Genomic DNA, 24,675 nt, shown 5'->3' with positions numbered 1-24,675 from the left:
AACGAAATAAGGATATTCAACTATGTTAAGTCCAAAACCCTCAGTACTGGCGTTGTTGGTCGGGGGTCTGTGTGCCTCCTCCGCCTTCGCTGCCGCTCCCGGCAAACCCACCATCGGCTGGGGCGAAACCAAGTTCGCCATCGTTGAAGTCGATCAAGCCGCCACCTCCTACAACAAACTGGTCAAGGTACATGCCGATGGTGCACCGGTCAGCGTGAGCTGGAACCTCTGGTCCGGTGATGTCGGCCAGACGGCCAAGGTGCTGCTCGATGGCCAGGAGGTGTGGTCCGGCGCCGCGTCAGCCTCCGGCACTGCCAACTTCAAGGTGACCAAGGGAGGCCGCTACCAGATGCAGGTGGCCCTGTGCAATGCCGATGGTTGCACTCTCTCCGACAAGAAAGAAATTCTGGTGGCCGACACCGATGGCAGCCATCTGGTGCCGCTCAAGGCGCCGCTGCAAGAGAACAACAAGCCTTACGCCAACAAGTCCGGCAAGGTGGTGGGGGCCTACTATGTGGAGTGGGGCGTCTATGGTCGCAAGTTCACCGTGGACAAGGTCCCGGCACAGAACCTGACCCACATCCTCTACGGCTTTACTCCCATCTGCGGGGGCAATGGCATCAATGACAGCCTGAAAGAGATCGCGGGCAGTTTCGAGGCGCTGCAACGCTCCTGCGCCGGGCGCGAGGACTTCAAGGTCTCCATCCACGATCCCTGGGCCGCCATCCAGATGGGGCAGGGCAATCTCACCGCTTATGACGAGCCCTACAAGGGCAACTTCGGCAACCTGATGGCACTCAAACAGGCCTATCCTGACCTGAAGATTCTCCCCTCCATCGGCGGCTGGACCCTCTCCGACCCCTTCTTCTTCTTTGGTGACAAGACCAAGCGCGACACCTTCGTCGCCTCGGTGAAAGAGTACCTGCAAACCTGGAAATTCTTCGACGGGGTGGACATCGACTGGGAGTTCCCGGGTGGCCAGGGAGCCAACCCGGATCTTGGCAATGCCTCCGATGGCGAGACCTATGTGCTCTTGATGAAGGAGCTGCGCGCCATGCTCGACGAGCTGAGTGCAGAGACGGGCCGCACCTACGAGCTCACTTCCGCCATCAGCGCCGGCGATGACAAGATTGCCAAGGTGGATTACCGCGCCGCCCAGCAATACATGAATCACATCTTCCTGATGAGCTACGACTTCAACGGCGCCTGGACCAACACCGAGCTGGGGCACCAGACCGCCTTGTATGACGCTAGCTGGGATCCCGATACCCGCTACACCACGGACAAGGGGGTGAAGGCACTGCTGGGTCAGGGCGTCGAACCGGGCAAGGTGGTGGTCGGCGCGGCCATGTATGGCCGTGGCTGGACCGGCGTCAGCGGTTATCAGGGCAACAATCCCTTCACCGGCACCGCCACCGGCCCCATAGCGGGCACCGAAGCGGAAGGGATCTGGGAGAAGGGGGTCATCGACTACCGTGGCATCGCCAAGGGCAAGATGGCCGGTGACTGGCAGTACAGCTATGACGAAGTGGCCGAGGCACCCTATGTGTTCAAGGCATCCACCGGTGAGCTCATCACCTTCGATGACGACCGTTCGGTCAAGGCCAAGGGACAGTATGTGCTGGCCAACCAGCTCGGCGGCCTCTTTGCCTGGGAAATCGACGCCGACAACGGCGACATTCTCAACGCCATGCACGAGGGGCTGGGCAACGGGGAAGGCACAACGCCGCCCACCAACAAGCCGCCCGTTGCCAACGCTGGCAATGACCTCGCGGTGACGGGGCCGGCAGAGCTGGTGCTGGACGGTTCCTCCTCCCGCGATCCGGAAGGGGCAGTGCTGAACTACAGCTGGACTCAGGTATCGGGTCCCAAGGCGACCCTGAGCGATGCCAACCAGGCCAAGGCCAAGGTGAGCGTCGATGCGGTCAGCCAGGACGTGAATCTGGTGTTCGAACTGACGGTGACCGACGATCACAACCTCAGTGCCAAGGATCAGGTTGTAGTGACCAACAAGGCGCCGCAACCCAATCTGCCACCTGTGGTGACGGTGCAGGACAAGATCTCGGTACAGGCAGGCAAGTGAGCATCACTGCCAATGCCACCGATCCCAACGGTGACACCCTCAGCTATCAGTGGAGCGTCCCGGCAGGCCTGACGGCCAGCGGTCAGAACAGCAGCACTTTGGTGGTCACCGGTCCCAACGTGACAGTGGAGACCGGCTATGACCTCACAGTCACGGTGACCGACGGCGCGCTGGATGCCCAGGGCAAGACCCGTCTCACCGTGACCCCGGTCAGCGGTGGCGGCGAGTGCGGGGCGACTGATCCGGATGCGGCCAACTGGCCGGCCTGGAAAGCCGCGACCACCTACAACGGTGGCGAGAAGGTGAGTCACAACCAGCTGGTGTGGCAGGCCAAGTACTGGACCCAGGGCAATGAGCCGAGTCGCAGCGCCGATCAGTGGAAGCTGACAAGCCAGGTGCAGCTGGGCTGGGATGCGGGGGTAGCCTACAACGCCGGTGACCTGACCACCCACAAGGGCCATCAGTGGAAGGCCCAGTACTGGACCCGTGGCAATGAGCCCGGCCAGCACGACGTCTGGCAGGACCTGGGCGCCGCCATCTGTAATTAACTTTTTTGTCAACTAGCCTTTCTGTGAACCAACCGGGGGCATGCTTGGCATGCCCCTTCTTTTTCCCACAACAACAGCGAGCGTCATGATGACCATACACACTACCCGTATTGCCAGCCTGATCACCGCAGTGCTGGCAAGCGGTTCTCTGCTGGCCGCTACTCAGGCTGTCCCTGACCTGGTATTCGACGGCACAACCCCACAGAATGACTTGCAAGGATCCTTGGCGGCCAGGGTGCAGTTTGCCCAGAGCCAGATCCTGCCCGCCCATCCTCGTGAGGGGGACAATCAGCCCCGTCTCACCGCCCTGCGCAAGAGCCTGTTGCTGGTCAGGCCGATGCAAGCCGACAGCACAGCTCCCATGGTGGTGATGGCCTATGATGGGACGGGTAAGTTGCTCGGCTCAATGGGACTCAACCCACCCTCTAAACTACCCAAAACCGCTTACTACCTGGAGGGTTCCCCCGAAGAGGGGGTCGATTTCACCCCAGGCCCCGGCACCACAGGCGTCATCAACAGCAGCAGCGAACTGGCAAAGCTGGGTGATCCGGCCGGCTCCTTCCTGCTGAGCAAGTTGCGAGTCCATGCGCTTGTGTCCATCCAGACCGCAGACGGGCGCTGGGTGCGCAACGTTTATTTGCCGACGGATGCGACGCTGGAAGGCAAGATGGTGCGCCTCGCTTCCAATGCCGGCTACGACTCGACTGTCACTTTCAGTGGCCGTCAGGTGACACTCTCCCGCGGTCAGAGCCAGCAATTCAAATTTGTGCGCGGTCAGTGGATCCGTGACGGTGAGCTGGAAAATAACGGCATCACCTACGCCAGCGATGCCTGGAGCGGGGTATTGCCCTCCAAATGGATAGTACCTGGACTCAGCTTGTGGTTCAGTCATAACCAGCTCCACGGCGAGCTGACGGGCCTCAAGGTGGGGGCACCGGGGGAGCTGCTGATCCACACCATCGACATCGGCATGCTGACCACACCGCGCAACCAGTTTGCCTTTGCCAAGGATCCCGAGGCACATCGGGAGTACTTCCAGACCATACCTGCCAGCCGTCTCATCGTGAGTCAATATGCCCCCCTGTCGCTGCCAGAGGTGATGTTGCCGGATGGAACCCTGCTCACCGACTTTGATCCGAGCGAAGGGGGCTGGCACGACGGCACCATGCGCCAGCGCATCGGCAAGGAGCTCATCTCCCATGGCATCGACAATGCCAACTACGGCATCAACAGCACGGCGGGTGAAGGGGAGAGCAGCCACCCCTATGTGGTGACCCAGCTGGCTGCCCATAACAGTCGCGGCAAGTACGCCAACGGGGTGAAGGTACATGGCGGCTCCGGCGGGGGCGGCATAGTCACCCTGGACGCGTCCCTTGGCAACGAGTTCAGCCACGAGGTGGGTCACAACTACGGCCTTGGTCATTATGTGGGGGGCTTTGCCGGCTCTGTGCATCGCAGCGCCGACCAGAACAATGCCACCTGGGGCTGGGATGGCGACAAGAACCGCTTCATTCCCAACTTCTTCGCAACCCGCAGCGGCCAGAGCACCTGTCTGGATGGCCAGTGTCAGGCGCCCTTCCACAGCCGCTCCTTTGGTCTCGATGCGATGGCTGGCGGTGCGCCGCTCTCCGGTTTCAACCGTTTTACGCTCTATACCGCCAACTCGGCGGCCATCATCCAGCGCTTCCTCGAGAGCAAGGCGGTGTTTGATGCCAGTTCCACCACGGGTTTCAGCAAGTGGAACGAGAGCCGCGCCAAAATGGAGCCCTACCGTCACAAGGTCGACCTTTCCGAGCAGATCACGGCACCCGTGAGTGATCTGGGGGAGGTGAAACTGGCCGCCCTGCTGGCCGAGTACGACCTGGTCAAGGTGGCCATGTGGGATGGCAACTGGACCCGCAACATCCAGCTGCCGCTGGCCTCGGCGGTCAATCGTGGCCGCATCGTCACTGTCGATCACGACGCTGGCTACAACAGTACCCTCTTCATCAACGGTCAGCAGATCACCGTCTCCCGTGGCTTCAAGAAGAGTTACACCTCGGACGGTGCACGCTGGAACGAGGGGCCGCTGGCGGACCTGGCGGTGGAGCGAAAACCTGACGCCTTCGGGGTGCCGGTGACGACCCTGGTCGGTTACTACGATCCGCAGAGGCAGCTGCCCGGCTACCTCTATCCGGCCTTGCACGGTGCTTATGGCTTTACCTATGGCGATGACAGCGAGCGGCTCGGGACGGGGGATTGCCAATTGCAGGTGGAGACCCGTGATGGGCTGCTGCGTTTCAGATTGGCCAACCACCGCCTGAGCGCCAGCGTGATGAACAAGTTCCATGTCAACGTGCCCACTGCCAGCGAGCCGCGCAGCGCCAGTGTGCTGTGCCGCAATCAGGTGCAGAGTGACGCTCTGCTCACGCCGGCACCGGCCGGTCTCGGCTACACGGTCAACGGCATGCCGTTGACGCGCTGAGACGCTTTTTCCTCGCGCAATGCGAGGTACCACAGGCGGGGGCCAAGCCCCGCCTTTTATCTAGCAAGAGGTAAGGATGATGATAAGAAAGTCCTCTGTGGCCAGCCTGCTGGCCGGACTCTGTCTGAGCGGTCAGCTGTGGGCCGCCGCCCTGTATGACATCAATCAGGGTTACAGTGGCGGCAGCCAGGTCAGTTTCAACGGCAAGATCTATGAAGCCAAATGGTACGCCAATCCGGGCCAGAGCCCGGGGGTACAAGTGGCCAATGAATGGGACTCTCCGTGGGCCCTGATGGGGGATGGGGAAGCGACTCCGCCTGATGGTGGCACTGGCATCACGCCTCCGGTGGAGGGGGGCAGCGGCGCCACCGAAGGCACGCCCGTCTACCTGAGCCAGAGCGAGCTGGACGCCAGGGAGCAGGCCCTCACCGACTTCCCGGCCATGGCGGCAGTCAAGGCCTCCATCGCGACCCGCGACAATGCCGTGGTCGAGGCGGTGGCCCCCGGGCTTGCGCTCAACCCAGCCAACGTCAAGCGGGTCGAGGGATTGCTCAGCGAGTCCCAGTTCAACTTCCTGTTCCCGCTGCGGGCCCCGGAATACACCTATCGCGGTTTTTTGCAGGCGGTGGCCAAGTTCCCGGCTTTTTGCGGTGATTACAGCGACGGTCGCAATGCCGAGGCCATCTGCCGCAAGTCGCTGGCCACCATGTTTGCCCACTTCGCCCAGGAGACCGGCGGTCACGAGAGCTGGCGACCCGAGCCCGAGTGGCGTCAGGGGCTTGTCTGGGTGCGGGAGATGGGCTGGACCGAGCAGATGCGCGGCGGCTACAACGCCGAGTGTCGGCCGGATGTGTGGCAGGGTCAGCAGTGGCCATGCGGCAAGTTCGAGAACGGCGAGTTCAAGAGCTACTTCGGTCGTGGCGCCAAGCAGCTCTCTTACAACTACAACTACGGCCCCTTCTCCGAGGCCATGTTCGGCACAGTGCGCACCCTGCTGGACAACCCGGAGAAAGTGGCGGACACCTGGCTCAACCTCGCCAGCGCCGTCTTCTTCTTCGTCTATCCACAGCCGCCCAAGCCCTCCATGCTGCACGTGATCGACGGCACCTGGCAGCCCAATGACTACGACAGGCAGAATGGTCTGGTGCCGGGCTTCGGGGTGACCACCCAGATCATCAACGGCGGCGTGGAGTGCGGCGGTGCGGCCGAGCATGCCCAGTCCCAGAACCGCATCACCTACTACCAGGCCCAGGCCCAGTATCTGGGGGTGCCTGTGCCGGCAGACGAGGTGCTTGGTTGCAAGAGCATGAAGTACTTTGACGAGGCGGGCGCCGGCGCCCTGCCCATCTATTGGGAGAATGACTGGAGCTATGTGCCGGGCAATCCCAATGGCGGCAAGAGCTACGCCTGCAAGCTGGTGGGTTACCAGACCCGCTTCAGCGCGTTCAAGGCGCGGGACTACAGCCAGTGCGTGCAGCACTTCTTCCCCGAGGTGGTGATCGAGGACAACGGCGGCGGCACCAACCTGCCGCCGGTGGCCAACATCAGCGGCCCGAGCGAGGCGCTGGGCGGTGCGACAGTGCTGCTCTCCGGCCAGGGTTCGAGCGATCCGGAAGGCAAGCCGCTCGGCTATGCCTGGACCCTGCCCGCCGGGGCCAGCACCTCGGATCTGTCCCAGTCCACCCTGAGTGCCACCCTGCCTGCCACGCCGGTTAGCGATACTCGCTACGGTTTCGTGCTCAAGGTAACCGACGAGCAGGGGCTCAGTCGCAGTGCGACCCACGAGATCCTGATCAAGGGCAGTGGCGGTACTACGCCGCCGGATGGCAACCCCCCTTACCAAGCAGGGACGGCCAACAAGGCGGGGGACAAGGTAAGCAATCTGGGGGGCAACTACCAGTGCAAGCCCCACCCCTATACCGGTTGGTGTGCGGGCGCGGCCTGGGCCTATGAGCCTGGCAAGGGCACGGCCTGGGGAGATGCCTGGATCAAACTGTGACGTCTGTATTCGCTCAATAAAAAAGGCCCGTCAGGGCCTTTTTTCATGGGAATGAGCGCAATCAGAGCGGCTTTTGCCACAGGCTCAGCAGCAGATCCTGCTCCAGCTCATCCGGTCCCTGCTGGGTAAAGGCGTGACGCTGCTCCGCGCTGGCCCGCCAGCCGAGTCGGCTGGTTTCCAGAATGAAGCTGCGCAGGCTCTGATCCATGGTCATGGTGAACTGACAACGCTCCTGACCCACGGGGTTGAGGCCGCCGAGGACTGGCCAGCTGAGGGGGTGCTCCATGCTGACAGGGTTGAGGCTGACTCTCAGCTGCCACTGGTGGCGCGGGCCTGGCTGCAGGTAAAGCAGGTAACCACCCGGTGCCAGCCAGCTGACCAGCAGCTCTGTCTTGACCTTGAGATCATTGACCAGCAGCACCTGGGCCGTGCCCGGTTGCAGCGGGGCACGAGCCGGATCGGCGATGATGAACTGAGCTTCAGGCTGTACCTTGTTGGCGGCGAAGATGGCGTTCTTGGCCAGATCGAATCCGCCAAATTGCCATTCGGGCAGGCGCTCGGCCAGGGCACGGCAGTAGTAACCTTCGCCGCAGCCGAGGTGGATCAGCTCGCGGGGGCCGAGCGGGGCGAGCAGGGCAGCCATGGCGTCTACCAGCGGCGCCTGATGGCCCTGTTCCAGGAAGTGGCGCTTGGCGCGCATCAGGGCGCGGCTGTCGCTGTCCTTGGGATTCTTCTTGCCGGGAATGAGATCCAGATACCCTTCCGGGGCCGGATCGAAATGGTGCTTGTTGTCGCAATAGACCCCGCGGGATGCTTCATGAAGATGCAGGGGGCTGCGGCAAACGGGACATTGAAGATGCATACACACTCGCTTGATTGAGGCTGAGGAAGGGCGTTCGCGATTATAGGGGAGACGATCAGAAAAGGCTGCCGTGGCAGCCTTTTTTATCCTGAGCCGTCAGGGAACCCTGTCAGCGGGTACCAAACACCACTATGGTCTTGCCGTGGGCGGAGATCAGCTCCTGCTCTTCGAGCATCTTGAGGATCCGGCCAACGGTTTCACGGGAGCAGCCGACGATCTGGCCAATCTCCTGACGGGTGATCTTGATCTGCATGCCATCCGGGTGGGTCATGGCGTCCGGCTGTTTGGCCAGATTGAGCAGGGTCTGGGCGATCCGGCCTGTCACGTCCAGGAAGGCCAGGTTGCCGACTTTCTGACTGGTGTGCTGCAGTCGGGTCGCCATCTGGCCGGAGAGACGCATCAGTATGTCCGGGTTGACCTGGATCAGCTGACGGAACTTCTTGTAAGAGATCTCGGCTACTTCACAGGAGCCCTTGGCGCGCACCCAGGCGGAACGCTCTGGATTCTCGCTCTCCTCGAACATGCCCATCTCGCCCAGGAAGTCGCCCTGGTTCAGATAGGAGAGGATCATCTCCTTGCCTTCATCGTCCTTGATCAAGACGGCCACAGTGCCCTTGACGATGTAGTAGAGGGTCTCCGCTTTCTCACCCGCATGGATCAGGGTGCTCTTGGCGGGATACTTATGAATGTGGCAGTGCGACAAGAACCATTCCAGGGTGGGATCGCTTTGCGGTTTGCCAATGACCATGAGAATTCCTCTGTAGTGTCTTTTTATGGACTCGTGCGTCCGGGCAAGCTGCCAACCTTGCCATTCCTTGTATTAGTCGCAGTAGGATAAGAGCCTTTGTCTGTGCTGACAAGGCTTTGAGGGCTTTTGCCAGATCCCCTTGATGCCTGCTGCGCTATCTGCGCCATTTTAGGGAACTTGGGGGCATCAGATGTTGATTTTGATCTAGTTAGCACCGAAGTTCGCGAAAATGGCTCACATATGCCGATTGGGCGCCGTCTGGGGTATGCTATGTCAGTCAGATATGTCGTCATTAAGAGGAAATGTGAGATGAAAGCCAAGGTCAGTTGGGTGGAAGGCATGAAGTTTGTCGGCGAGAGTGAGTCCGGTCATCAGGTGACCCTGGACGGCGCCAACCCCGGCGAAGGTGCCAGCCCGATGGAGATGATCCTGCTGGCGGTGGGTGGCTGCAGCTCGATCGACGTTGTCTCCATTTTGGAGAAGGCACGTCAATCCGTGACCGCCTGCCATGTGGAACTGGAAGGGCAGCGGGTGGAGTCGGTGCCGCGGGTGTTCGAGAAGATCCACCTCAATTTTGTGGTCACCGGCAAGGGGCTGGCCGAGAAGCAGGTGGCCCGCGCGGTGGACCTGTCGATGGAAAAGTATTGTTCCGTCTCCCTGATGTTGGAAAAAGCGGTAGAAATTACCCATAGTTATCAAATTCTTGAAGCCTGATAGCTGTGATTTGTCCCGTCGATAACGCCATGACATAAGGAAAGTGCAATGAAAAACTTGATAGTGTTACTTCCCCTGCTGGGGCTGGCGGCCTGCAGCATGCCCCAGCCGACCCAGTACCAGTACAGCCAGTACCAGTGCGGGGAAGAGCTGTTGGCCATTACCTATGATGCTCAGGCCGACATGGTGCAGTTCCCGTACGCCGGCGTGTATCACAAGCTGGGCCGGGTTGAAGCGGAGTCTGGCGCCAAGTATTCCGATGGTGCCACCACCTTCTGGAATCAGGAGAAACAGGCCATCCTCAGTCAGAAAGATGTGACCCTGCTGACCTGTCAGCGCAAGTAATCGTCATGGTGTGATCACAACGGCCTGCTCTCGCAGGCCGTTTTGTTTCAAGGGGAAAAGACCCGTGCTAGCGGGCGGGCAGGGAGTCCAGCATCTGGCCGGCCAGTTGCTGGCTCAGCTGGCGGCGTGACTCGTCGGGGATGGCGACGTCACTGGCGAGCTGGATTGCACTGCTCCACACCGCCTGCTGGGTACGCCGGTCGAGCAGGACTATGGCCAGGGTACCCTTGCGTGCCCCCACTTTGGCTTGCAGCCCCGGGGTCATGCCGAGGCGGGCGAAGATCTCGCCATCGCTCAAGTCCTTGCTGCCTGCGACACCGATGGCGACCCAGAGATCCGCTTCATCGAGGGGCACGCTCTGCCAGCCCTTGCTGCCCAGCTCCTGATTGACCGCCTGCTGAACCGGCACCAGCCAGCCCTCGGCACTCTCACCCGCATACTGGAACTGCTCGGCCAGCGCGTAGCGCGGCGTCGCACCAAACGGCCAGCTCGCAGCCGGTCGCACCACCATGGTGCCCGACTCCAGGGTCGGAGCGGCCGGGCCGCTGCTGCAACCGCCCAGCAGGGCGGCCAATACCACAGAGATAAACGCTAACCGCATCATAAGCTCCTTGGCTTAAGTGATCTTGCCAGTTTCGAGCAGTTGCTGGATCAGCGGGCGCAGGATCAGCTCCATCGCGAAGCCCATCTTGCCACCCGGAACCACGATAGTGTTCATCCGTGAGATGAAGGAGCCATCGATCATCGACAACAGGTAAGGGAAGTCCACCTGCTTGATGCCACGAAACCGGATCACCAGCATACTCTCGTCCAGACTCGGGATCACCTTGGCACTGAAGGGGTTGGAGGTATCCACGGTCGGCACCCGCTGGAAGTTGATATGGGTGCGGGAAAACTGCGGTGTGATGAAGTTGATGTAGTCATCCATGGAGCGGACTATGGAGTCGGTGACCGCTTCGCGCGAATGCCCCCGCTCCGAGGTATCGCGGATGAGCTTCTGGATCCACTCCAGGTTGACGATGGGCACCACGCCGATGAGAAAGTCCACGTGACGCGCCACATTGTGGTCATCTGTGACCACGCCGCCGTGCAGCCCCTCGTAAAACAGCAGATCGGTCTCGCTCGGCAGATTTTGCCAGGGGGTGAAGGTACCCGGCATCTGGTTGAAGGGGACTGCCTCGTCGAAGCTGTGCAGATAGCGCCGATACTGGCCGCTGCCGTTCTGGCCGTACTCCTGGAAGAAGGATTCCAGCAGCGCGAAGTCGTTGGCCTCGGGGCCGAAATAGCTGATGTGGCGCCCCTGCTCGCGCGCCTTGCGGATCGCCACGTCCATTTCCGGTCGGGTGTAGCGATGAAAACTGTCCCCTTCCACCACGGCCGCTTTGTAACCAAGCTGATGAAACATGGAGCGAAAGGCGTTGGTGGAGGTGGAGGTGCCGGCACCGGACGAACCGGTGACTGCAATGATGGGATGCTTGGCCGACATAGAATTCTCTCTTCCTTGGGAGTTCCGTTATAAAGGCATGTTCCGAGTGCGGTCAAGTACGCCGCTTGTCAGTACCGCCGCCCGACTGGTTCACTGGCGTGACACTTGTTCCCTGACGCGCAGCGACGAAGGGGAGATGAGCCGGGTGAGCAGAGGGATCCGCATCATAAGAAAAGGGCTGACGAAGCAGCCCTTGCACAGGGAGGATAGCGAGCCAAACCGTGATGGGTTAATGGGCGTTGCGCTTCCTGCCCACCGGTTTTATCCCCACCAGCACGGCCCCCAGCAGGATGAAGATCACTCCCACCGCCTTGCCCGGCTCCAGCGGTTCGGCAAAGCTCGGTATGCTGACCGCCAGCAGGTAGACAAGCGCATAGCTGGTGCTGAGCAGGGGGTAGGCGATATTGAGCGGGGTGAAGTGCAGCGCCGCCAGCCAGCAGAGCAGTGACAGGGCATAGCAGCCCACTCCGGCTGTGATGACCAGCAGCGGCACCGGGTGAGCCAGCATGATATCGAGGCTGGCCTGCCAGGCTGGCAACTGCATGACTCCCCATTTCATGGCGAGCTGGGCCAGGGTCACCAGCAGTATGCTGCCCAGCACATAGAGATAGCCCTTGATCGCGGGCCTCTCCGTCACCGCAGGTTCTTTGCCAACCCCGGTATTGTCACCTCTCATAGCAAGCCTCCCAACAAGAGGGCGCCAATGATGATGGCGCCGGCCCCCAGCCAGTTGTGGTAGCTGATCTGCTCGTGAAAGAACAGCCGCGAGCCAATCAGCACCAGCACCAGATTGATGCTGAGCATGGGGTAAGCCATGCTCAGCGGCAGCCGTTGCAGCAGGTAGATCCAGAGCAGCATGCCGCTGCCGAGGGCCACCACGCTGGCGATGAGCCAGGGTGAAAACAGCTTCTGCCAGTGGCTGCATGGCTGGCGCTGCCAGCTGATGACTGCCTGTTTTTGCAGCATCTGGCCGCTGCAGGTCAGCAGGCACACCAGCACAAGCAGCAGCATGTCCATCAGCGGGCCCCGTGGTAGACAAGCAGGGTCAGCCGGTGGCTCACTATCGTCTCGTCGGCCGGTGGCAGAGATCCCGTGCTGCCGTCTTTATCCGTCTTCAGCAACAGGGCAACCTGGCCGTTTTTACGCGCCTCGGCCAGCCAGGCCGGGAAGTCGGACCGGGTCACGTAGCGCTCCTTGGCATCCGGGTAACTCAAGCCGTAATGCACCTCCCCCTTGCTGTCGAATAGCTGGATCTCGCTGCGTCGGGTGCCCCAGGCGAGGGAGGAGGCCAGCCCCACATCGTTGGCCAGCAGGGAGCTGGAGTCCATCAGCACTGTCTGATTGGCCTCGATGAAGCGCTCCGGCAGCTTGGAGTCGATCAGGGATTGTGGCAATGCCCAGGGCAGACCCACCGCCAGCACCATGGGGCAGAGCGCGCTCAGGGTCCAGCGGCGGCTGACATCCTTCAACTGGATGAAACCAAGCAGAGCCCAGCCGGCAAAGATGACCATGGCCACCGCCAGCGCCCCATGATCCTCTTCGCCGTAGACGGCGTGGCTGGGGGATAAGGCCAGCACGGCGAGCACCGCCAGGCAGATAAGGCCGAACAGGCCGTTCAGCCAGGCATTGACCCTGAAAGCTCGCTCTTTACCTTCCTTGAGCAGGTCGACGGCGCTGGCGGCCAGCAGCATGGCCAGCGGGGCGAAGCAGGGCAGGATATAGGTGAGCAGCTTGCCCTTGGCAACGCTGAAGAACAGCAATGGCAGTACCACCCAGGCCAGCAGATAGAGGGTCTCAGGACTTATCTTGCGATCCTGCCAGCCCTTGCGCAGTGCGCCGGGCAGCAGGCCCAGCCAGGGCAGGGTGCCGAGCAGCCCCATGGGCAGGTAGTACCAGAACGGCGCCTTGTGCTGGGCGTTATCCGCCGCGAAGCGCTGTATGTGTTCGACCCAGAAGAAGTAGTGCCAGTAATCGGGCTCCCGCAGGTGTACGGCGATGGCCCAGGGGGCGGCCAGCAGGGCGGCACTCACCATCGCCAATGGGCCGAAGCGCAGCAGTTCGGGCAGGCGGCGCTGATAAATGACGTAGGGCACTATGACGATGACAGGCACCGCCAGGGCGATGAAGCCCTTGGTGAGAAAGCCCATGCCGCAGGCCAGGCCAAACAGCAGGTAGCCGGCGACCCGGGTTCGCAGCGGACCCTCCTGCCGGATGAGATAGAAGCTGACCATGGCCGCGTTGAGCCAGAGGGTGACCATGGCATCGAGCACGCTGTAGGTGCCTATGCCATAGACGATCAACAGCGACAGGTAGATGAGCCCGGCAAGGAAGGCCTTGCGCCGGCACTGCCAAAGCTGCAGCGCGAACCAGACGATCAGCAGGGCGCTCAGGCCTGTGGCGGCGGCCGAGGCGAAGCGCACGGCGAAGTTGGTGTCACCAAACAGCTGCTGGCTGATGCTGTTGAACCAGTAACCGGCGATGGGCTTCTCGAAATAGCGCAAGCCCAGGAAGTGGGGCACGACCCAATCCCCCGTGCTCACCATCTCACGGCTTATCTCGGCGTAACGGTTCTCGTCGGGGCTCCAAAGCGGCCGCTGGTCGAGGGGCAGCAGGTAAAACAAGAGAAAGAACAGGGGCAGGGCCCACTTGGTCAACTTCATGACATCCTCTGTAGCATTGTGTGGTGAGCGCAATGGCGCATCATGACGTCCGCGATGTGAGTAAGGGTCTAGACATCGGCCTTGCAGCCAAGCCATCCCTCTCGCCCCGGCAGGGTGCCGCGCACCAGCCGTCCGGCATCCAATTGAGCGGGATCCGGGGGTAACAGACTCCCCAGCGGGACAAAGCGGATGCCGCGAGCGCTAGCCTCGGCCAGCAGCGCATCGAACTGATCCGCCATGACGATCCCTTCCACCTCGGCGTGAATGGTGTAGACGTGAGGCGCCACCTGTGGCGGCGTGCAGAGCCTGTCCAGCATGAAGGCGTTGAACTGCGCCGTCGTCACCTCTGTGCCGACCACCTCGTCGAAGGTGGGCAGGTTGACCGGGATTTGCGGCGTACCCGGTCGGCCATCCTGCAGCAAGGGTCGAAACAGGCCGCTGCCACGGCAATCGCTGTTGTAGCGAAAGCCGAACGCCTCCTTGGCCTGGGTGGTGAGCGGGTCTGCCCGCCAGCCGGCGGCGGCGGAGCAATCCACTTCCCGCCTCAGGATCTGGTTGAGGGCATCCACCCCCAGCCTTGTCTGGTGGATAAGCGTCGCTTCATCCCAGCGGCCCGTATTGGCCTGCCAGCCGTGGTGATCCCAGGCGTGCAGGCCCACCTCGTGGCGGGCGCTGTCGGTATCGCGCATCAGGGAGCCCAGCTGCTTGCCGATGGACTTGCCGGGCCAGGCGGTGCCGGCCAGCAGAATATCCAGCCCATAGAGGGATGCCGCGTTGGAGCGCAGCATCTTGAGCAGGAAGCGGGGCTTGAGCAGGCGCCACAGGTGGCGCCCCATGTTGTCGGGGCCCACGGAGAAGAAGAAGCTGGCCTTGATCTGATGCCGGTCGAGGGTTTGCAGCAAGCGGGGAACCCCGTCACGGGTCCCCCTGAAGGTATCAACGTCGATCCGCAGACCCACATCAATCATGCTCGACTCCCGTGCTGACCGCCCCTTGCAGGAAGAAGTCCAGGGTCTTGCCGATGGTCTCTTCCATTTCGATGGTCGGTTCCCAGTCGAGCAGGCGGCGGGCATTCTTGATGCTGGGACGACGGTGGGAGACATCCTGATAGCCGTCACCGTAGAAGGACTTGCTCTCCACTCGCTTGAAACCGGCAAACGGCGGGAAGTGGTGGCGCAGCGGGTGGGCCTCGAACTTGCCGAGCAGCACTTCGGCCATCTGGAGGATGCTGGCTTCGTTGTCCGGGCTGCCGATGTTGATGATCTGGCCATCACAGCGGTTGCCCTTGTTCTCTATGATGCGGAACAGGGCCTCGATGCCGTCCTCTATGTCGGTGAAGCAGCGCTTCTGGGCGCCGCCGTCCACCAGCTGGATCGGGGTGCCGTCCACCAGATTCAGAATCAGCTGGGTGATGGCGCGGGAGCTGCCGATGCGGGCTGAGTCCAGGCTGTCCAGTCGCGGTCCCATCCAGTTGAAGGGGCGGAACAGTGTGAAATTGAGCCCCTCTTTCTTGCCATAGGCCCAGATCACCCGATCCAGCAGCTGCTTGGAGACGGAGTAGATCCAGCGCTGCTTGTGGATGGGGCCGACGATGAGGCGGGACTCGTCTTCATCGAAGCTGTGATCGTCGCACATCCCGTACACCTCGGAGGTGGAGGGAAATATGATGCGCTTGTTGTACTTCACGCAGTAGCGGACGATCTTGAGGTTCTCTTCAAAATCGAGCTCGAACACGCGCAGCGGGTTGCGGGTGTATTCGATGGGGGTGGCGATGGCCACCAGCGGCAGGATCACGTCGCACTTCTTGATGTGATACTCGATCCACTCTGTGTGGATGCTGATGTCCCCTTCCACGAAATGGAAATGGGGGTGGTCGATGAAGCGTCCGAGAGCGCTGGCGCTGATATCCAGCCCATAGATCTCGTAACGGCCATCCTTGAGCAGACGCTCGGTCAGGTGGTTGCCGATGAAGCCGTTGACCCCGAGGATCAGCACCCGGGTCAATCGCTCCTTGCGCAGGGCACTGCTGGCTTTGGCGCCGAGGCGCATGCCTGCCACCAGGCCCAGTTCACGGGCGAGCTGGGCACCGCGCACATAGAGTCCCCCTTCCGCCTGACCGGCCACGATTTCCAGTACCCCTTCACCGCAGGCAATGCGCAGCGGATCCTGGCTGAGGATGGTGCCGGGTAGCATGTCGCTATCCTGGGCTATGTGGGTTGCCTTCCACACCGTCAGCTTGCGATCACCGGCGAAGCTGAAGGCGCCCGGATAGGGCTGGGTGACGGCGCGCACTAGGTTGTAGAGATCCCTGGCGGATTTATCCCAGTGCAGCTCGCCATCGGCCGGGGTGCGGCGACCATAGTAGCTGGCTCTGGACTCATCCTGCGGGGTGAGGCTGATGTCGCCCGTCCGCAGCTTGGGCAATTCGGCGTCCAGCAAGGCTTTGGCGGCGAGGCGCACCTTGCCATGCAGGGTCAGCGCTGTGTCGGCCTATTTGATGGCGACGGCCTGCTGGGCGACGATGGCACCGGCATCCGGGCGCATCGTCATCTGGTGCAGTGTGATACCCGTCAGCTGTTCACCATTGACCAGACACCAGTTGATGGGGGCACGGCCGCGATAGGCAGGCAACAGGGAGCCATGGAGGTTGAAGGCGCCGGCGGAGGGGATATCCAGGATCTCCTGCTTGAGCATGTGGCGGTAATAAAAAGAGAAGAGAGCCTGGGGCGCCAACCCCTTGATGTGCTCGACCCAGAGCGGATGGTTGACATCTTCCGGGGAGTAGACCGGCAGACCGTGTTCGGCACAGAGCTGGGCCACGGAGCCGAAGAAGCGGTTCTCACTCGGGTCGTCGGCATGGGTGAAGACGGCCTGGATCTCGTAACCTGCCTCGAGCAGGGCCTCGATACCGGTGCAGCCGATATCATGATAAGCAAAGACGACAGCTTTCATTGTTCAGTTTCCTGTTGCGAAGGGGTGGCGGTGCGCACTATCTGATGGATGAAGTAACGGGGGCGGGCGCGCACATCTGTGTACATGCGGCCTATGTATTCCCCCAGCAGCCCCATGCCCAGCAGCTGCACGCCGACGAAGGTGAAGAGAATGGCAAAGAGGGTGAAGACGCCATCAGCGGCCCAGTCGGCGCCCATGACGAGGCGCATCAGGACCAGCAGTATGGAGAAGGTGAAGCCGAGCCCCGCCACCAGGCTGCCGACGATGCTGAGCAGGCGCAGCGGTGTGGTGGTCATGCAGGTGACCAGGTCATACATCAGGTTGATGAGGTGCATCAGGCCGTATTTGGATTCACCATGAGCCCGCTCGGCATGGCCGACTTCCAGCTCTATGGTGCGCCGGGCGAAGCTGTTGGCCAGGATGGGGATGAAGGTGCTGCGCTCCTGGCAGCAGAGCATGGCGTCTATGATGTGGCGGCGGTAGGCCCGCAGCATGCAGCCGTAGTCGCTCATGTGGACGCCGGTCGCCTTTTGCATCGACTTGTTGATGAGTCGGGAGGCCGTCTTGCGAAACCAGGAGTCCTGGCGGTTGCGGCGCACTGTGCCCACCACGTCATAGCCCTGCATGGCGGCCTCCACCAGACGGGGGATCTCCTCCGGCGGGTTCTGCAGGTCCGCATCCAGGGTGATCACCAGATCTCCCTTGGCGGTTTCGAAGCCGGCCATAATGGCGGCATGCTGGCCATAGTTGCGATTGAGCAACACGCCTACCAGCTTGCTGTCACTGTTGGCGGCGGCTTCGCTGATGATCTCGGTGGAGCCGTCGTGGCTGCCGTCGTCGATCAGGATCACCTCGTAATCCTGGGGCAGGAGCTCGCAGGCGGCGGTGACCCGGCTCAGCAGCACGGGCAGACTGGCCTCCTCGTTGTAAACGGGGATGATCACCGAAACCAGCTTGATATCTGTGTTGTTCACGTGTCGTTACTCCAATATGTCGGTGAGTGCCGCGACCACACGGTCAACGTCGGCCAGCGTCATGTCCGGGAAGAGTGGCAGTGTGCACAGGCGTGATGAGTTCCACTCGGTATGAGGCAGACTGAGGGCGGGGTAGCGCTCGCGGTAATATTTCTGGGTATGGGCGGCGCGAAAGTGCAGGCCGGTGCCGATGCCGCGCTCTTGCAGCGCCTGCATCAGTTGATCCCTGTCGAGACCGCAGCGCTCGGGATCGACCCGCACCATGAAGAGGTGCCAGGCGTGCAGATGGGGATAGGTTGGGATGGCGAGTGGCGCCAGCGGCAGCCCTGCCAGTTTTTCCTGATAACGGGCGACCAGCCCGGCGCGTCTGGCATTGAGCTCGGGCAGGCGTGCCAGCTGGATCAGGGCGATGGCGGCGTTGATGTCGGTCAGGTTGTACTTGAAGCCGGGCGTTATTACCTCCGCCTGCGGTTTGCTGCCCAGCGTCATGCGATCGAAGGCATCCACCCCGAGACCATGAAACTTGAGCATGCGTACCTTGTCCGCCAGCGCCTTGTCATCGGTCACCAGCATGCCCCCTTCGGCGCAGGTCAGGTTCTTGATGGCATGGAAGGAGAAGATGGCGGTGCCGGTGGCGCCAATCCAGCGATCCCGATAGCGGGTGCCAATGGCATGGGCGGCGTCTTCGATGACGGGGATGTCGTATTGTCTGGCCAGCTTGAGAATAGGGTCCAGATCGACGGGGGCGCCGGCGTAGTGAACCGGAATGATGGCCTTGGTGTTGACTGTGATGAGCGGCGCGATAAGCTCTGCGCTGGTCATCAGTGTGTCTCTGTCCACGTCGACAAAAACGGGTTCGGCTCCGAGCAGTGTGATGAGGTTGATGGTGGACACCCAGGTCTGTGACGGGGTAATCACCTCATCCCCCGGGCCTATGCCCAGTGCCATCAGGGTGACGTGCATGCCAGCGGTGGCAGAGTTGAGCGCAACGGCATGCTGGCAGCCGTATGTGTCACAGAATTGCTGTTCCAGTTCGTGACTCTTCGGGCCCGTGGTGATCCATCCCGATTTCAGCACCTCACAGACAGCGCTTATTTCGGCGTCGCCGATGGCTGGCTTCGAAAATGGCAGAAAGTCTTGCATAAGAGATCCAACAATGAATATTAATCAGTGCCCATCAGAACAGGCGGCCTTAAACATTAATTTCAACATAGCGTATATAAAAATGGCCCCGCAATGGCTCAGCAACATCTGGTAACAATTCACTGTCAAAATCCATATAAAAGCGGGGTGGCAAGTGGGCAGAAACAGTTGGTAACAATTAAACGCTGCGACCATTTATAGGGGTGTGGTAAATATTTAAAATCCGAAAAATGCTCATTTTTCAACACTGCATCATCTCTGACATTCTGGTTGTATCAATATGAACATTACTGTATTTGGAAGTGGTTACGTGGGGCTGGTGTTGGCCACTGTACTGGCCGATATTGGTCATCAGGTTATCTGTGTCGATGTCGATGAACAGAAGGTGGCTGACTTGATGGCTGGTCAGGTTCCCATCTATGAACCCGGATTGGAGGCGCTGCTCCAGCGCAATATCAAGAGTGGTGCCCTGGTGTGTACCACGGATGCAATCCTGGCCGTCAAGCACGGTGAGGTGCAGTTTTTGGCGGTGGGCACCCCGCCGGGAGAAGATGGCTCTGCCGATCTTTGCCACGTGCTGGAGGTGGCTGACACCATAGCTCGTCATCGTGATGAGCCCGTCATCATAGTCAACAAGTCGACCGTGCCGGTGGGCACAGCCGACAAGGTGACAGCCAGGGTGACGCTGGTTCAGCAGCAACTGGACAAGTCATTTGCCTTCGATGTGGTTTCCAACCCCGAATTTCTGAAGGAGGGCTCCGCCATCCAGGACTGTCTGCGGCCGGATCGCATCGTGGTCGGCACTCGCAACGAGGCGTCCCGCCAGCTGATGCGCGAGCTTTACGAGCCGTTCAATCGCAACCATGACCGCATCCTGTTCATGGATGTGCGCAGTGCCGAGCTGACCAAGTACGCCGCCAACTGCATGCTGGCCACCAAGATAAGTTTCATCAACGAGATGGCTGGCCTGGCCGAGCGGGTCGGGGCCGACATCGAGATGGTGCGTCAGGGGATAGGGTCGGATCAGCGCATCGGTTATCAGTTCATCTACCCTGGCTGTGGCTACGGCGGCTCCTGTTTCCCCAAGGATGTCAAAGCCTTGCTGGCAACAGCCCAGGAACTGCAATATGACACGCCGCTGATCCGAGCGGTGGAGCGCATCAACGAGCAGCAAAAATCGCGACTCTACGAGATACTGTCAGACTTCTTCAGCGCCCAGGGGGAATCCCTGGCGGGCAAGACGATCGCTCTGTGGGGGCTGGCATTCAAACCCAATACCGACGACATGCGCGAGGCCCCGAGTCGTGCCCTGATGGAGGCCCTCTGGCGTGCTGGCGCCACAGTGCAGGCCTATGATCCGGAAGCCATGCAGGAGACCCAGCAGCTCTATGGCTATTGTGACAACCTGAGGCTGATGGGGACCAAGGAGGCCGCCGTGTTTGGGGCCGATGCCCTGGTGATCTGCACCGAGTGGAATCATTTCAAAGCACCCAATTTTGCCACCATCAAGCAGGCATTGAAGCAACCGCTGATCGTGGATGGCCGCAACCTGTTTGATCCGGGTCGCATGCGGGATCATGGCTTTCATTACTATGGTATTGGGCGGGGCGAGTCGGTAAATAGATAATGGAGGCGGGCGTTGAATGAAAATTTATCGCTCATCTCACCCATGTCTTTTTACCAACCAGCAGAGTCGGTTTTACCGTCAAAAATAAACAGAGACGCACCTTGAGCTGACCTGGCTGAATAATGCTATGAGCGTGAAATTCTATGAGGTGATGGCATGCTCACATCTTGTAAATAGGGTGATGTGAACGCCTTCTTTATACTCATGTAATTGCTATGGATTATCCCCTGACCGGAAAATATGAGGGCGGATTTATATCGGGATGACCGGCATCTTATTTATCTGACTTTCATCAGTGCGAATTTATTTATTCGGAAGGTGTGATTCGCTTAATTACATGCTTATAAAGGTACTCATTCTTGCCCCAAATGGCCTGTCGATGATTCGGCGGGCCATTTTTATGTCCGGTAGAAAGGCCTGACCCCGGGCGGGAACTGTCAGGTTTGTTGCACCATCATGCCAGTTGCGCTGGCAAGGCCCAGATTGGGATGGCAATCACCTGGCTATTCAGGTATATCGTCCACCGGTGCGCTGCTGAAGGTCGCTTTTGACACTATGTTGATGCTCTCGTGCAGTTCGCTGTAGACGATCACGGCCAGACCTTGCTTCAGCTGCTGTCTGACCTCGTCGACCTTGTCAGCCAGGCTGACGTCATGCTCACCGTACTCGGTGCCTTCCCGCAGGACGAAGTGTTCGAGCAGGTTGTTGAGGGTATCGGAGTCCAAGTCTTGCCAGGGGATAATCATGGGGTCATCTTCAGTTACGAACGTGTGGATATTGTCTATTGGTTGTCAGCGAGCGCAAGGAGTTTATCGGGCTGCAAGCGGGTGTGATCATGCTGACTGATGAACAACGTCGCCTCTCCACTCGCTTTGATCACCATCTGTGCGAATCGCGCCGCCACGCCCTGAGCAAGGGGCTGTTCTGGTTCTGGGCCGTCAACCAGCTGGCACTCCTGTTCCTGCTTACCCGTTTCTATGTCTATCAGGATGCCCATCTGGTGGTTGCCCGCATACTGCCCTGGCGTTATGAGATGCAGCTTACCCTGATGACCCTGGCCTGCCTGCTGTTTCCCTTGTGCTGGCGCTGGTTGTCGAGGCAGCCGCTGGCGCTCTGGCGGCCCTGCTTGTGCACCGGGGCGCTGTTGTGGGGCCTTGCCTGGGCACTGTTTGGCTATGCCATCGCCCTGGTTGAGTTGAGGGGGGGCTTCAGTCTGGCGTTTGACCTTATCAGCTTGCTGCTGATGACGGCGCTGATCGCCCTCTATTGCGAGGCGCGGCTGTTTTACTGTTTCAGCGTTCCACCCTTGCTCTTTCTGTTGCTGGAAGCCCTGTTTGTCAGGGTGCCGTTTCCCATTGTGCACGGACTGGCGGTGGGCTGCCTCGTCATACTGCTGGAGACAGGGCGGCGCATGCTGAACGGCTGGTTCGTGCTGGCGGTCTCTCGGGAACACGAGAATCTGGCGCTGGCCCGTCAGCTCGATGGCATGGCCAAACAGGATCCCTTGACCGGCTTGGCCAATCGGCGCCATTTTACCCGGGTCAGCGAGCAGATCCTGGCCGAGGTGCGCCAGCAGCATGGTGACTTTGCCATCCTGCTGCTGGATGTGGATTTCTTCAAACGCTTCAATGACCACTACGGTCACCTGCAAGGGGATAACTGCCTGATTGCGGTGGCGGATTGCCTGCGTGAGGCGGTGCGACAGCCAGCCGATGTCGTGGCTCGCTATGGTGGGGAGGAGTTCGTGATCCTACTGCCCGGCGCCGATGCCCTGCTCGCCGCAGACATTGCCAGGCGGATCGCCGCCGCCCTGGCGGCCCACGCCATTCCCCATGCGCAGTCAGAGGTCTCCCCCAATGTGACTGTGAGTCAGGGCATTGCCTTGTGGCGTGAAGATGAGTCGGTTGCCGACATGCTGGCACGGGCTGACGAGGCGCTCTATCGGGTCAAGGAAACGGGCCGCAACGGCTACCTGATGGCCCCCTGAGTCTGCTCCTGCAACCATTGGCTGATGCGCTCCTCCAGCCAGAAGCGGGGCCGCCAGGGCGTGCCGTGCAGGAAGCCCACATGGCCTCCCCGCCGACTCAACTCGTAACGCACCATGGGTGAGAGTTGCTCCGGCCGCGGGATCACAGCATCCGTCATGAAGGGATCGTCGGCAGCGTGGATCACCAGGGTAGGAATGGGGATGCGTGCCAGTAGCCCCAGACCCGAGCAGCTCTGGTAATAGTGGTCCGCACTGGCAAAGCCGTGCAGGGGTGCCGTGACCTGCTCGTCGAAGTCGCGCAGGGTAGCAATCGCTTGTACCTGCTGCGGCTGCCAGCGTTTGCCCGCCTCGGCCTGGCGACGGATCTTGCTTTGCAGGTTATGGCGCATGGTGCGCAGCAGATAGTTTTGGTACACCCGCGAGAATCCCTGATTGACCCGATCGGCGCAGCTGTCGAGCTGTAGCGGTGCCGAGATCACCACGGCTGCCTTCAATTCCTTCGGGCAGGCCCGCGCCAGCAGATTGACCAGCATGTTGCCCCCCAGTGAATAGCCGATGGCGATCATCGGCTTGCCGGGAAAGCGCCGTCCTAGCTCGGCGATCAGCGCCTGTGCATCCTCAATGGCACCGGAGTGATAGGCCTGCAGCAGGCGGTTGGGCTCGCCGCTGCAGCCGCGAAAATGCATCAGTACCGCCTCGTCTCCCTGGCGCTGCAGATGGGCAAACAACCCTTTGGCATAGTGGGAGTGGATGCTCCCCTCCAGGCCGTGAAACAGCACTATCAGTGGCCGCTCCCCCTGGCTGATGTCACCGCTCCAGGCGAGATCGACGAAGTCCCCGTCTGCCAGTTCAAAACGTTCAGGCACGAAACGGGCGGGGGCTCGTCGCAACCACTTTGGCAATATGGTTTGCAGATGGGGATTGCGCGCCCACCAGGGGGCATGGAAGTGACTCTCTATGAGCATGATGGGTATCCGAAGCAGGCATCAGGGCAATGAAAAGCACGGCGAGAAGGGACGCTTCTCGCCGATTTTGGTCAGGCCAGCAGGCTGTCGTGGTGCTCGGCACCGCGCAACATGGCCTGGACCATTTCGTTGGCCTCAAACTTGGTCAGCGCCTCGTGGGCACCCACCTGATGGGCACGTTCCACGCTGATCTCGCTGGAGAGCGAGGTGTGCAGGATGATGTAGGCACCCGCCAGCGTCGCATCGCTTTGCACCTCGAAGGCCAGTTCATAGCCGTCGAGTCCCGGCATCTCTATGTCGCTCACCAGGATATCTATGGGAGTCTTCTGGCTGGCGCGAGCCTGCATCAGGGCCAGTGCATCCTTGCCGTTGGTGCAGACTTCGTAGGGAATATTGATGTAGTCGAGGGCGGCCATCAGCTGGCGGCGGGCGACGGAGGAGTCATCCACCAGCAGGATCCGCATCGGCTTGATCCGCTCCCGCTGCACATCGGTCAGCACCGGATAGAGGTGGCTGGGGTCGTCCGGGTAGACCCGTGACAGTATCAGTTCCACATCCAGCAACTGGATCAGCTGGTCGTTGACCCGGGTCACCCCGGTCACGAACACGTTATGGCCGAGAGCCGCGGGAGGGGACTCGATATCGCGCCAGTTACACTCGGTGATCTTGTCGATGCCGCGCACCAGAAAGCCCACCAGGGTGCGGCGACAGTCGGTGATGATGATGAAGCAGCTCGGCATTTCCTCCTTGCTGATAGGGCGATAACCCACCGCCATGGCCATGTCGATCACCGGGATTGTGGTGCCCCGCATGCTGGCGGCGCCGAGCACGGTCGGGTGCGAGTGCGGCATGGCCGTGAGCTGGGTGTAAGGCACTATCTCCTTCACCTTGAGGGTGCCGATGGCAAAGGATTGTTTGGCCGAGAGATGAAACAGCAACATGCCCTGGGATTGGTTGGCCTTGCTTTTCATGGCAGATGTCCTGTGAGTCAAAACGGTATCAGTCAATTCAGGCCCCTAGCATAAAGGATTATAGGCGAAATGGCCCTCCCGTTATTAGCGACCGTGCGCCGTAAAACTGGACTCATTTCACCCATTTATTCACCTTGCTGATCCTAT

19 protein-coding genes and 2 pseudogenes are annotated in these 24,675 nt (G+C 60.7%); 7 read left to right on the top strand and 14 right to left on the bottom strand.

The genetic code is table 11. The features are described from left to right. The first annotated feature begins 22 nt into the window (after positions 1-22). The 3 genes and pseudogenes from AXW79_RS04570 to AXW79_RS04560 all read left to right on the top strand — a co-directional run bounded on the left by AXW79_RS04570 (position 23) and on the right by AXW79_RS04560 (position 7,094). Positions 23-2,631: pseudogene (locus AXW79_RS04570) on the top strand (glycosyl hydrolase family 18 protein). A gap of 88 nt (positions 2,632-2,719) precedes the next feature. Further along, entirely contained in the window at positions 2,720-5,095 is a 2,376-nt protein-coding gene (locus AXW79_RS04565) for a M66 family metalloprotease (RefSeq protein WP_043143664.1), read from the top strand. 76 nt (positions 5,096-5,171) lie between these two features. Next, the gene (locus AXW79_RS04560) at positions 5,172-7,094 is read left to right on the top strand and encodes a glycoside hydrolase family 19 protein (RefSeq protein WP_011899033.1); all 1,923 of its coding nucleotides are present in this window, start codon (positions 5,172-5,174) and stop codon (positions 7,092-7,094) included. Between the two features lie 61 nt (positions 7,095-7,155). Here AXW79_RS04560 and AXW79_RS04555 read toward each other — a convergent pair whose 3' ends face one another. Together AXW79_RS04555 and crp are read right to left on the bottom strand one after the other, a co-directional pair. Further along, positions 7,156-7,956 (bottom strand): putative RNA methyltransferase, encoded by an 801-nt coding sequence (locus AXW79_RS04555; protein WP_005311760.1) that lies wholly within the window; start codon positions 7,954-7,956, stop codon positions 7,156-7,158. Positions 7,957-8,065: 109 nt separating this feature from the next. Continuing rightward, complete coding sequence (gene crp, locus AXW79_RS04550; protein ID WP_005311762.1) at positions 8,066-8,704, bottom strand: cAMP-activated global transcriptional regulator CRP; 639 nt, start codon at positions 8,702-8,704, stop codon at positions 8,066-8,068. 309 nt (positions 8,705-9,013) lie between these two features. Here crp and AXW79_RS04545 point away from each other — a divergent pair, with 309 nt between their 5' ends. Both AXW79_RS04545 and AXW79_RS04540 read left to right on the top strand, forming a co-directional pair. After that, positions 9,014-9,418 carry an OsmC family protein gene (locus tag AXW79_RS04545; protein ID WP_005311765.1) on the top strand — a complete coding sequence of 135 codons (405 nt, stop codon included), beginning with the start codon at positions 9,014-9,016 and terminating at the stop codon, positions 9,416-9,418. A 48-nt stretch (positions 9,419-9,466) separates the two neighbouring features. Beyond that, the gene (locus AXW79_RS04540) at positions 9,467-9,763 is read left to right on the top strand and encodes an MliC family protein (RefSeq protein WP_005311767.1); all 297 of its coding nucleotides are present in this window, start codon (positions 9,467-9,469) and stop codon (positions 9,761-9,763) included. A gap of 67 nt (positions 9,764-9,830) precedes the next feature. Here AXW79_RS04540 and AXW79_RS04535 read toward each other — a convergent pair whose 3' ends face one another. The 9 genes and pseudogenes from AXW79_RS04535 to arnB all read right to left on the bottom strand — a co-directional run bounded on the left by AXW79_RS04535 (position 9,831) and on the right by arnB (position 18,978). After that, positions 9,831-10,364 (bottom strand): DUF4136 domain-containing protein, encoded by a 534-nt coding sequence (locus tag AXW79_RS04535; protein WP_021138329.1) that lies wholly within the window; start codon positions 10,362-10,364, stop codon positions 9,831-9,833. A gap of 15 nt (positions 10,365-10,379) precedes the next feature. Further along, positions 10,380-11,249 carry a phosphoribulokinase gene (locus tag AXW79_RS04530; protein ID WP_005311770.1) on the bottom strand — a complete coding sequence of 290 codons (870 nt, stop codon included), beginning with the start codon at positions 11,247-11,249 and terminating at the stop codon, positions 10,380-10,382. Positions 11,250-11,478: 229 nt separating this feature from the next. After that, the gene (gene arnF, locus AXW79_RS04525) at positions 11,479-11,925 is read right to left on the bottom strand and encodes a 4-amino-4-deoxy-L-arabinose-phosphoundecaprenol flippase subunit ArnF (protein WP_005311772.1); all 447 of its coding nucleotides are present in this window, start codon (positions 11,923-11,925) and stop codon (positions 11,479-11,481) included. Continuing rightward, positions 11,922-12,266: an EamA family transporter gene (locus tag AXW79_RS04520; protein WP_005311774.1), complete on the bottom strand. Its 345-nt coding sequence runs from the start codon at positions 12,264-12,266 to the stop codon at positions 11,922-11,924. The genes arnF and AXW79_RS04520 overlap by 4 nt, the downstream gene beginning before the upstream one ends. Then, positions 12,266-13,909, bottom strand: a complete 1,644-nt coding sequence (arnT, locus tag AXW79_RS04515; RefSeq protein ID WP_005311776.1) for a lipid IV(A) 4-amino-4-deoxy-L-arabinosyltransferase — start codon at positions 13,907-13,909, stop codon at positions 12,266-12,268. Before arnT ends, AXW79_RS04520 begins: the two co-directional genes overlap by 1 nt. A gap of 68 nt (positions 13,910-13,977) precedes the next feature. Next, positions 13,978-14,877: a 4-deoxy-4-formamido-L-arabinose-phosphoundecaprenol deformylase gene (arnD, locus tag AXW79_RS04510; RefSeq protein WP_005311778.1), complete on the bottom strand. Its 900-nt coding sequence runs from the start codon at positions 14,875-14,877 to the stop codon at positions 13,978-13,980. After that, positions 14,870-16,861, bottom strand: a pseudogene (gene arnA, locus AXW79_RS04505) (bifunctional UDP-4-amino-4-deoxy-L-arabinose formyltransferase/UDP-glucuronic acid oxidase ArnA). Before arnA ends, arnD begins: the two are co-directional and overlap by 8 nt. Next, positions 16,858-17,835, bottom strand: a complete 978-nt coding sequence (arnC, locus tag AXW79_RS04500; RefSeq protein ID WP_005311780.1) for an undecaprenyl-phosphate 4-deoxy-4-formamido-L-arabinose transferase — start codon at positions 17,833-17,835, stop codon at positions 16,858-16,860. Before arnC ends, arnA begins: the two are co-directional and overlap by 4 nt. A gap of 6 nt (positions 17,836-17,841) precedes the next feature. Further along, on the bottom strand, positions 17,842-18,978 hold the full coding sequence (gene arnB / locus AXW79_RS04495; RefSeq protein ID WP_005311782.1) for a UDP-4-amino-4-deoxy-L-arabinose aminotransferase: 1,137 nt from the start codon (positions 18,976-18,978) through the stop codon (positions 17,842-17,844). Positions 18,979-19,258: 280 nt separating this feature from the next. Here arnB and AXW79_RS04490 point away from each other — a divergent pair, with 280 nt between their 5' ends. After that, positions 19,259-20,605, top strand: a complete 1,347-nt coding sequence (locus AXW79_RS04490; protein WP_005311784.1) for a UDP-glucose dehydrogenase family protein — start codon at positions 19,259-19,261, stop codon at positions 20,603-20,605. Positions 20,606-21,108: 503 nt separating this feature from the next. Here AXW79_RS04490 and AXW79_RS04485 read toward each other — a convergent pair. Then, positions 21,109-21,351, bottom strand: coding sequence for a YheU family protein (locus tag AXW79_RS04485; protein ID WP_005311785.1), 243 nt, complete (start codon positions 21,349-21,351; stop codon positions 21,109-21,111). Positions 21,352-21,440: 89 nt separating this feature from the next. Here AXW79_RS04485 and AXW79_RS04480 point away from each other — a divergent pair, with 89 nt between their 5' ends. After that, positions 21,441-22,592: a sensor domain-containing diguanylate cyclase gene (locus tag AXW79_RS04480; protein ID WP_011899031.1), complete on the top strand. Its 1,152-nt coding sequence runs from the start codon at positions 21,441-21,443 to the stop codon at positions 22,590-22,592. Here AXW79_RS04480 and AXW79_RS04475 read toward each other — a convergent pair. Then, positions 22,574-23,557 (bottom strand): hydrolase, encoded by a 984-nt coding sequence (locus tag AXW79_RS04475; RefSeq protein ID WP_005311789.1) that lies wholly within the window; start codon positions 23,555-23,557, stop codon positions 22,574-22,576. The genes AXW79_RS04480 and AXW79_RS04475 overlap by 19 nt on opposite strands. A gap of 71 nt (positions 23,558-23,628) precedes the next feature. Beyond that, positions 23,629-24,528 carry a chemotaxis protein gene (locus AXW79_RS04470; protein ID WP_005311791.1) on the bottom strand — a complete coding sequence of 300 codons (900 nt, stop codon included), beginning with the start codon at positions 24,526-24,528 and terminating at the stop codon, positions 23,629-23,631. Positions 24,529-24,675: the final 147 nt, after the last annotated feature.

It is taken from the genome of Aeromonas salmonicida subsp. salmonicida, assembly GCF_001643305.1.
GTDB lineage: Bacteria > Pseudomonadota > Gammaproteobacteria > Enterobacterales > Aeromonadaceae > Aeromonas > Aeromonas salmonicida.
Note: the sequence above shows the minus strand (reverse complement) of the source record. Positions and strands in the feature narration are given on the sequence as shown.

Excerpts from the sequence above, each read along its gene's own strand:
- arnT (WP_005311776.1), bottom strand. The coding sequence starts at position 13,909 with ATGAAGTTGACCAAGTGGGCCCTGCCCCTGTTCTTTCTCTTGTTTTAC.
- AXW79_RS04470 (WP_005311791.1), bottom strand. The coding sequence starts at position 24,528 with ATGAAAAGCAAGGCCAACCAATCCCAGGGCATGTTGCTGTTTCATCTC.
- AXW79_RS04520 (WP_005311774.1), bottom strand. The coding sequence starts at position 12,266 with ATGGACATGCTGCTGCTTGTGCTGGTGTGCCTGCTGACCTGCAGCGGC.
- AXW79_RS04545 (WP_005311765.1), top strand. The coding sequence starts at position 9,014 with ATGAAAGCCAAGGTCAGTTGGGTGGAAGGCATGAAGTTTGTCGGCGAG.
- AXW79_RS04555 (WP_005311760.1), bottom strand. The coding sequence starts at position 7,956 with ATGCATCTTCAATGTCCCGTTTGCCGCAGCCCCCTGCATCTTCATGAA.
- AXW79_RS04565 (WP_043143664.1), top strand. The coding sequence starts at position 2,720 with ATGACCATACACACTACCCGTATTGCCAGCCTGATCACCGCAGTGCTG.
- AXW79_RS04490 (WP_005311784.1), top strand. The coding sequence starts at position 19,259 with ATGAACATTACTGTATTTGGAAGTGGTTACGTGGGGCTGGTGTTGGCC.
- AXW79_RS04480 (WP_011899031.1), top strand. The coding sequence starts at position 21,441 with ATGCTGACTGATGAACAACGTCGCCTCTCCACTCGCTTTGATCACCAT.
- AXW79_RS04485 (WP_005311785.1), bottom strand. The coding sequence starts at position 21,351 with ATGATTATCCCCTGGCAAGACTTGGACTCCGATACCCTCAACAACCTG.
- arnB (WP_005311782.1), bottom strand. The coding sequence starts at position 18,978 with ATGCAAGACTTTCTGCCATTTTCGAAGCCAGCCATCGGCGACGCCGAA.
- AXW79_RS04530 (WP_005311770.1), bottom strand. The coding sequence starts at position 11,249 with ATGTCGGCCAAGCATCCCATCATTGCAGTCACCGGTTCGTCCGGTGCC.
- crp (WP_005311762.1), bottom strand. The coding sequence starts at position 8,704 with ATGGTCATTGGCAAACCGCAAAGCGATCCCACCCTGGAATGGTTCTTG.
- AXW79_RS04535 (WP_021138329.1), bottom strand. The coding sequence starts at position 10,364 with ATGCGGTTAGCGTTTATCTCTGTGGTATTGGCCGCCCTGCTGGGCGGT.
- arnF (WP_005311772.1), bottom strand. The coding sequence starts at position 11,925 with ATGAGAGGTGACAATACCGGGGTTGGCAAAGAACCTGCGGTGACGGAG.
- AXW79_RS04475 (WP_005311789.1), bottom strand. The coding sequence starts at position 23,557 with ATGCTCATAGAGAGTCACTTCCATGCCCCCTGGTGGGCGCGCAATCCC.
- arnD (WP_005311778.1), bottom strand. The coding sequence starts at position 14,877 with ATGATTGATGTGGGTCTGCGGATCGACGTTGATACCTTCAGGGGGACC.
- AXW79_RS04560 (WP_011899033.1), top strand. The coding sequence starts at position 5,172 with ATGATGATAAGAAAGTCCTCTGTGGCCAGCCTGCTGGCCGGACTCTGT.
- AXW79_RS04540 (WP_005311767.1), top strand. The coding sequence starts at position 9,467 with ATGAAAAACTTGATAGTGTTACTTCCCCTGCTGGGGCTGGCGGCCTGC.